Origin of the sequence: Brevundimonas abyssalis TAR-001 (genome assembly GCF_000466985.1) — a bacterium.
GTDB lineage: Bacteria > Pseudomonadota > Alphaproteobacteria > Caulobacterales > Caulobacteraceae > Brevundimonas > Brevundimonas abyssalis.
In genome coordinates, this window is record NZ_BATC01000095.1 from 1 (window position 1) to 5,270 (window position 5,270).

The 5,270-nt window shown below is 71.5% G+C and carries 5 protein-coding genes; 4 read left to right on the forward strand and 1 reads right to left on the reverse strand.

What is annotated here, in order from left to right; all coding sequences use genetic code 11:
• Positions 1-105: 105 nt before the first annotated feature.
• A complete protein-coding gene (locus MBEBAB_RS14375) occupies positions 106-867 on the reverse strand; it encodes an energy transducer TonB (protein WP_021698712.1) in 762 nt (253 codons plus the stop codon).
• 225 nt (positions 868-1,092) lie between these two features.
• Here MBEBAB_RS14375 and rimP point away from each other — a divergent pair, with 225 nt between their 5' ends.
• The 4 genes from rimP to MBEBAB_RS14395 all read left to right on the forward strand — a co-directional run.
• The gene (rimP, locus tag MBEBAB_RS14380) at positions 1,093-1,659 is read left to right on the forward strand and encodes a ribosome maturation factor RimP (RefSeq protein ID WP_045319454.1); all 567 of its coding nucleotides are present in this window, start codon (positions 1,093-1,095) and stop codon (positions 1,657-1,659) included.
• The gene (gene nusA, locus MBEBAB_RS14385; RefSeq protein ID WP_021698715.1) at positions 1,659-3,455 is read left to right on the forward strand and encodes a transcription termination factor NusA; all 1,797 of its coding nucleotides are present in this window, start codon (positions 1,659-1,661) and stop codon (positions 3,453-3,455) included. The genes rimP and nusA overlap by 1 nt, the downstream gene beginning before the upstream one ends.
• 18 nt (positions 3,456-3,473) lie before the next feature.
• On the forward strand, positions 3,474-4,169 hold the full coding sequence (locus MBEBAB_RS14390; RefSeq protein WP_021698716.1) for an RNA-binding protein: 696 nt from the start codon (positions 3,474-3,476) through the stop codon (positions 4,167-4,169).
• A gap of 79 nt (positions 4,170-4,248) precedes the next feature.
• Positions 4,249-5,270: translation initiation factor IF-2 associated domain-containing protein (locus tag MBEBAB_RS14395; RefSeq protein WP_045319453.1), on the forward strand; the 1,022-nt coding region annotated here is incomplete at its 3' end.

The following is a 5,270-nucleotide window of genomic DNA, read 5'->3' on the forward strand; positions in this document are numbered from 1 at the left end:
TCGGAACCGGATTTTGAGTCCGGCGCGTCTGCCAATTCCGCCACGCCCGCGTCCGGCGGTTCCTCTAGCGGAACAGAGCCGGACGCGCATCTGCTTTCTTCGTGGTCAGCCCACCTGCCAGCGGATCGACAGGTGCACCAGGCCGCGCCGGGGGTCCGATCCCTGGGGGGCGACCGGCTCGAGCCGGTGATGACGGGCGGCGCCCAGGGTGGCCTCGCCGAAGCCCAGGGCCCGGGGCGTTTCGGACAGCAGCCGGCAGTCCTCCAGCACCCCATCCCAGCGGGCGACGCAGGCGGCGTGCGCCACACCGCTCTGCCCCGCGGCGGCGGCCTCGAGCGGATAGAGATTGCGGATGATCGCCGCGTTGGGGCGCTGGGCCCATTGGGGGTTGGTGATCAACGGAAGCGCATCGCTGGGGTCCTGCAGCCGCTCGCCGCAGGCCGTGAGCGTCCGCGCCAGGGGTTCGGCCTGATCGGACAGGTCGAGATTGAACCTCTGGCTCGGCCCGCTGTCGCCGGCCACATGCAGGGACAGGCTGGAGGCGCCCATCAGGGCCCGGGCGAAGCGGCCCGGGTTGCGGGCGAAGACGGTGCGGCCGTCGCCCGAGACGGACCAGCTCTCCCCGACCGGATCGGCGCCGTCGAAGCCGTATTCGACGCGGACCAGATCACCCTCGATCGGCGCGGCCAGCGGCGCCAGCAGGGCCAGCTGGCCCGCATCGCAGCGGGCGAACAGGATCGCGCCGGACGGCCAGCGCGCCTGGGCCGCCGCGCTCAGGCCCTCGCCCTGATGCGGCGTCCATTCCTGGGTCACCGCCCCGGTCGCCACGGCCGACAGCCCGACGGCCGCGAGAATCATCATGCGCATGACACGCTCTCCAGTCCCTGTGCGGCGTCCGCGCCGCCTCCCGGGAAAAATCTAGCACAGGCGGACGGCGATGCATCACTCCCCTGTTCGGGACCGGCCGGTGGGGGTGACAACCGCCCGGGACTGGCCTATACGGCCGCTCACATCGTTATCGACGGGCGTCGGACGACGCTTCTCGGAGCGGCGGCCGCAGGGTCCGCCGCTTTTTTATTGGAGTGCATGGCCTTGCGGGCGAAGACGGCCGAAGACCGCATGCTGATCGAGCTTCTGGACCCCATCGCGGAAACGCTGGGGCTGGACGTCGTGCGGGTGCGCCTGATGGGCGGGACACTGCGGCGTCGGCTGCAGGTCATGGCCGAACGGCCCAGCGACCACGACATCTCGGTCGAGGAATGCGCGCGGCTCAGCCGGGCCATCAGCGAGGTGCTGGACGCCGCCGATCCCATCGCCGGCGAGTACCTGCTTGAGGTCTCCTCGCCGGGCATCGACCGGCCGCTGACCCGCCTGATCGACTTCCAGCTGTTCGAAGGCCACGAGGCCCGGCTCGAAACCGACCGCATGGTCGAGGGTCGTCGTCGTTTCCGCGGCCTGCTGGCCGGGGTCGAGGACGCCGACAGCGCCAATCCCCTGGTGGCCGTCGATCTCGAGAACGAGGACGACACCGCCCTTCTGCCCTTCGCCTGGCTGTCCGAGGCCAAGCTCATCCTGACCGACGCCCTGCTCAAGCGGGGCGAGGAAATCCGCCGCGCTCGCGGCGAACCCGAACCTGACCAAACAGAGGACGAAGCCTGATGGCTGTCACCGGAATCTCCGCCAACCGCATGGAGCTGCTCTCCATCGCCAACGCCGTGGCCATGGAGAAGAACATCGACAAGGAGATCGTCATCGAGGCGATCGAGGAAGCGATCCAGAAGGGCGCCAAGTCGCGCTACGGGGCGCACCACGATATCCGCGCCAAGATCGATCCCAAGACCGGTGAACTGGCCCTGACCCGTCACGTGACCGTGGTCGAGGACGACTGGCAGCCCGAGGACGAGCTGGAGGAGTTCAACGACTCCGCCATGGTCCGCCTGACGGACGCGCAGAAGCGCGACCCCGAGGCCGAGGTGGGCAAGGAATATGTCGAGGAGCTGCCGCCCTTCGACTTCGGCCGGGTGCAGACCCAGATGGCCCGCCAGGTGGTCATGGGCAAGGTCCGCGAGGCCGAGCGCGCCAACCAGTACGAAGAGTTCAAGGACCGCGTGGGCGAGATCGTCAACGGCACGGTCAAGCGCGTGGAATACGGCAACACCATCGTCGATCTGGGCCGGGGCGAGGGCGTCATGCGCCGCGACCAGTCCATCCCGCGCGAGGTGTTCAACATCGGCGACCGCATCCGCACCTACATCTATGACGTGCGCCCCGAGGTGAAGGGCCCGCAGATCATGCTGAGCCGCGCCCATCCGGGCTTCATGGCCAAGCTGTTCGCCCAGGAAGTGCCAGAGGTCTACGACGGCGTCATCGAGATCCGCGCCGCCGCCCGCGACTCCGGCTCGCGCGCCAAGATGGCCGTGCTCTCCAACGACAGCTCCATCGACCCCGTCGGCGCCTGCGTCGGCATGCGCGGCTCGCGCGTGCAGGCCGTGGTCGCCGAGCTGCAGGGCGAGAAGATCGACATCATCCAGTGGAACCCCGACGAGCCCACCTTCATCGTCAACGCCCTGGCCCCCGCTGAAGTGGCCAAGGTGGTCCTCGACGAGGAAGCCGGCCGCGTGGAAGTGGTCGTGCCCGACGAGCAGCTGTCGCTGGCCATCGGCCGTCGCGGCCAGAACGTGCGTCTGGCCTCCCAGCTGACCGGCTGGCAGATCGACATCATCACCGAGAGCCAGGACTCCGAACGCCGCCAGCGCGAGTTCGCCGAACGCACCCAGCTGTTCCAGGACGCCCTGGACGTGGACGAGGTCATCGCCCAGCTGCTGGTCACCGAAGGCTTCGCCACCGTCGAGGACGTGGCCTTCGTGGAGGCCTACGAAATCTCCGACATCGAGGGCTTCGACGAGGAGACCGCCGAGGAGCTGCAGGCCCGCGCCAACGATTACCTGAGCCGCCAGGCTGCGGAGCTGGACAACAAGCGCAAGGAGCTTGGCGTCGAGGACGGCGTGCTGGAAGTCCCCGGCGTGACCCTGCCCATCGCCGTCGCCCTGGGCGAAGGCGGCGTCAAGACGGTCGAGGATCTGGCCGATCTGGCCACCGACGAGATCCGCGGCGGCTTCGAGGTGAAGAACGGCGAGCGCGTGCGCGTGCCGGGCGTGCTGGAAAGCTTCAGCCTGCCGCAGGAAGACGCCGAAATGCTGATCCTGCAGGCCCGCGTGGCCGCCGGCTGGATCGACGCCTCCGAGCTGCCCCAGCCCGAGCCGGAGCCCGAGGCCGACGAGGAAGAAGCCTATGACGAGGCCGAGGCCGTGTTCGGCGGCGAAAGCCAGGCTCCCGTGGGCGAGGCCGACGACGCTGGCGAAGCCGAGGGCGACGAGGGTGTCGAACAGGCCGAGCCGGCCGAGGGCGACGCGGAGGTCTTCGCCGAAGACCCCGAACAACCCCGCGACGCGTGATGGGAGCCGCAGCCGTCCATGGGTCTCGCCGCAGCCACATCGGAGCGTGAACGCCGCGACCTCGTCACCCGCGAGGTCATGGATGAATCACGCCTGATCCGCTTCGTGGCCGGGCCGGACGGCGCGGTGGTGCCCGACCTGGCGCGCAAGCTGCCGGGCCGGGGCCTGTGGGTGGCGGCGGACCGCGCTTCGGTCTCCACCGCCGCCGCCAAGGGCCTGTTCGCCCGGGCCGCCAAGGCGCCCCTCAAGGCCGCGCCCGACCTGGCCGACCAGATCGAACGGCTGCTGGTGCGGCGCTGTCTGGACCAGCTGGGTCTTGCGCGGCGCGAAGGCGCGCTTATCTCGGGCTTCGAGAAGTCTGCGGCGGCGATCCGGGGCGGCCAGGCCGCCTGGGTGATCGAGGCGTCGGACGGCGCGGCGGACGGCCGCGGCAAGATTCTGGCCCTGGCCGCGCGCCAGCCCAGGCCCCCGGAAGTCTGCGGCGCCTTCACGGTCGAAGATTTGGGTTTGGCCCTGGGGCTGGAAAATGCGATACATAGCGTCCTGCTTGCGGGCGGGCGGGCTGATCGCTGGACCCAGGAGGTCGGGCGACTGGCGGGATTTCGACCGCTCCGACCCCAGGACTGGCGTCAGGCCGGGTCTTCGGACCGGCCCGACGCTGCGACTGAGAGCGGGCCAGCGGGAGCCTTCGACGGGCGCGGTTCCGTTTCCTGAGAGGGAAGCGAGACCACGCACGGCTGTTTGTGTTTTTTGAACCAATGGGCGGGTGACCGCCGCGAGTAAAAGCGACCGGATGAGCGACGAGAACGACAACAAGACCGACGGCAAGCCGCAAGGCGGAACCCCCTCCACGACGGGACCGCGCGCGCCGCTGAGCCTGCGGCCGCGCCAGGCGGGCTCCGTGTCCACCGGCACGGTGAAGCAGAGCTTCAGCCACGGCCGGTCCAAGACCGTGGTCGTCGAGACCAAGCGCCGTGTGGGCGCCTCGCCGGGCGTCCAGCGTCCGCAGGGCTTCGACGTGGCCCGCAACCGGCCCGCGCCCGCCGCGCCGTCGGCGCCGCCTTCCGCGCCCCGCGCCGAGGGCCCCGGCGGTCTGTCCGCCGAGGAGATGGAGGCCCGTCGCCGCGCCATCGAGCTGGCCAATCGTGAACGCGCCGAGCGTGAGGCCCAGGCCCGCGCCGAGCAGGAGAAGGCCGCCCGCGACGCCGCCGCCCGCAAGGACGCCGAGGCCGCGGCGAAAGCCGCCGCCGAAGCGCCCATCGCCAAGCCGGTCGAGGCGCCCGCGCCCAAGGCCGCCGAGGCCCCTCCGGTCGAAGCGAAGGCCGTGCCCGCGCCTGCCGCGCCCAAGGCTGAAGCGAAGACCGAAGCGGCTCCGGCTCCGACCCCGGCTCCCGCCGCCGCCCCGGCCGCGCCCAAGCCCGACCTGTCGGCGCCGCCCAAGCGCGCGCCCAAGGTGAATTTCGGCCAGCGCGCGCCCCGCAAGGACGCACCGCGCGAACGGCCCCAGCCGCCGGCCTTCGGCGGCCAGTCCGCGCGCGAAGCCGCCATGAGCGGCCGCCCGGACGCCCCCGCGTCCGCCGCGCCGTCCTCGGCGCCGACCAAGACCGTCCGCTATTCCGCCCTGGCGCCCAGGCCGGCGCCCGGCGCAAACCGCTCCGAGGGCCGTGGCGCCCCCGCCGCGCGCGGCGCCCCGAACCAGCCCCCCGCCACGCCCGAAGTGGCCCGGCCCAGCCGCGCCCCCGGCGCCGGTTTCGGCCGCGCCCGTGAGGACGACCGGGATCGCCGCGACACCAAGCCGGTGTCGCGCGGCAAGGG

Excerpts from the sequence above, each read along its gene's own strand:
- nusA (WP_021698715.1), top strand. The coding sequence starts at position 1,659 with ATGGCTGTCACCGGAATCTCCGCCAACCGCATGGAGCTGCTCTCCATC.
- MBEBAB_RS14390 (WP_021698716.1), top strand. The coding sequence starts at position 3,474 with ATGGGTCTCGCCGCAGCCACATCGGAGCGTGAACGCCGCGACCTCGTC.
- MBEBAB_RS14375 (WP_021698712.1), bottom strand. The coding sequence starts at position 867 with ATGCGCATGATGATTCTCGCGGCCGTCGGGCTGTCGGCCGTGGCGACC.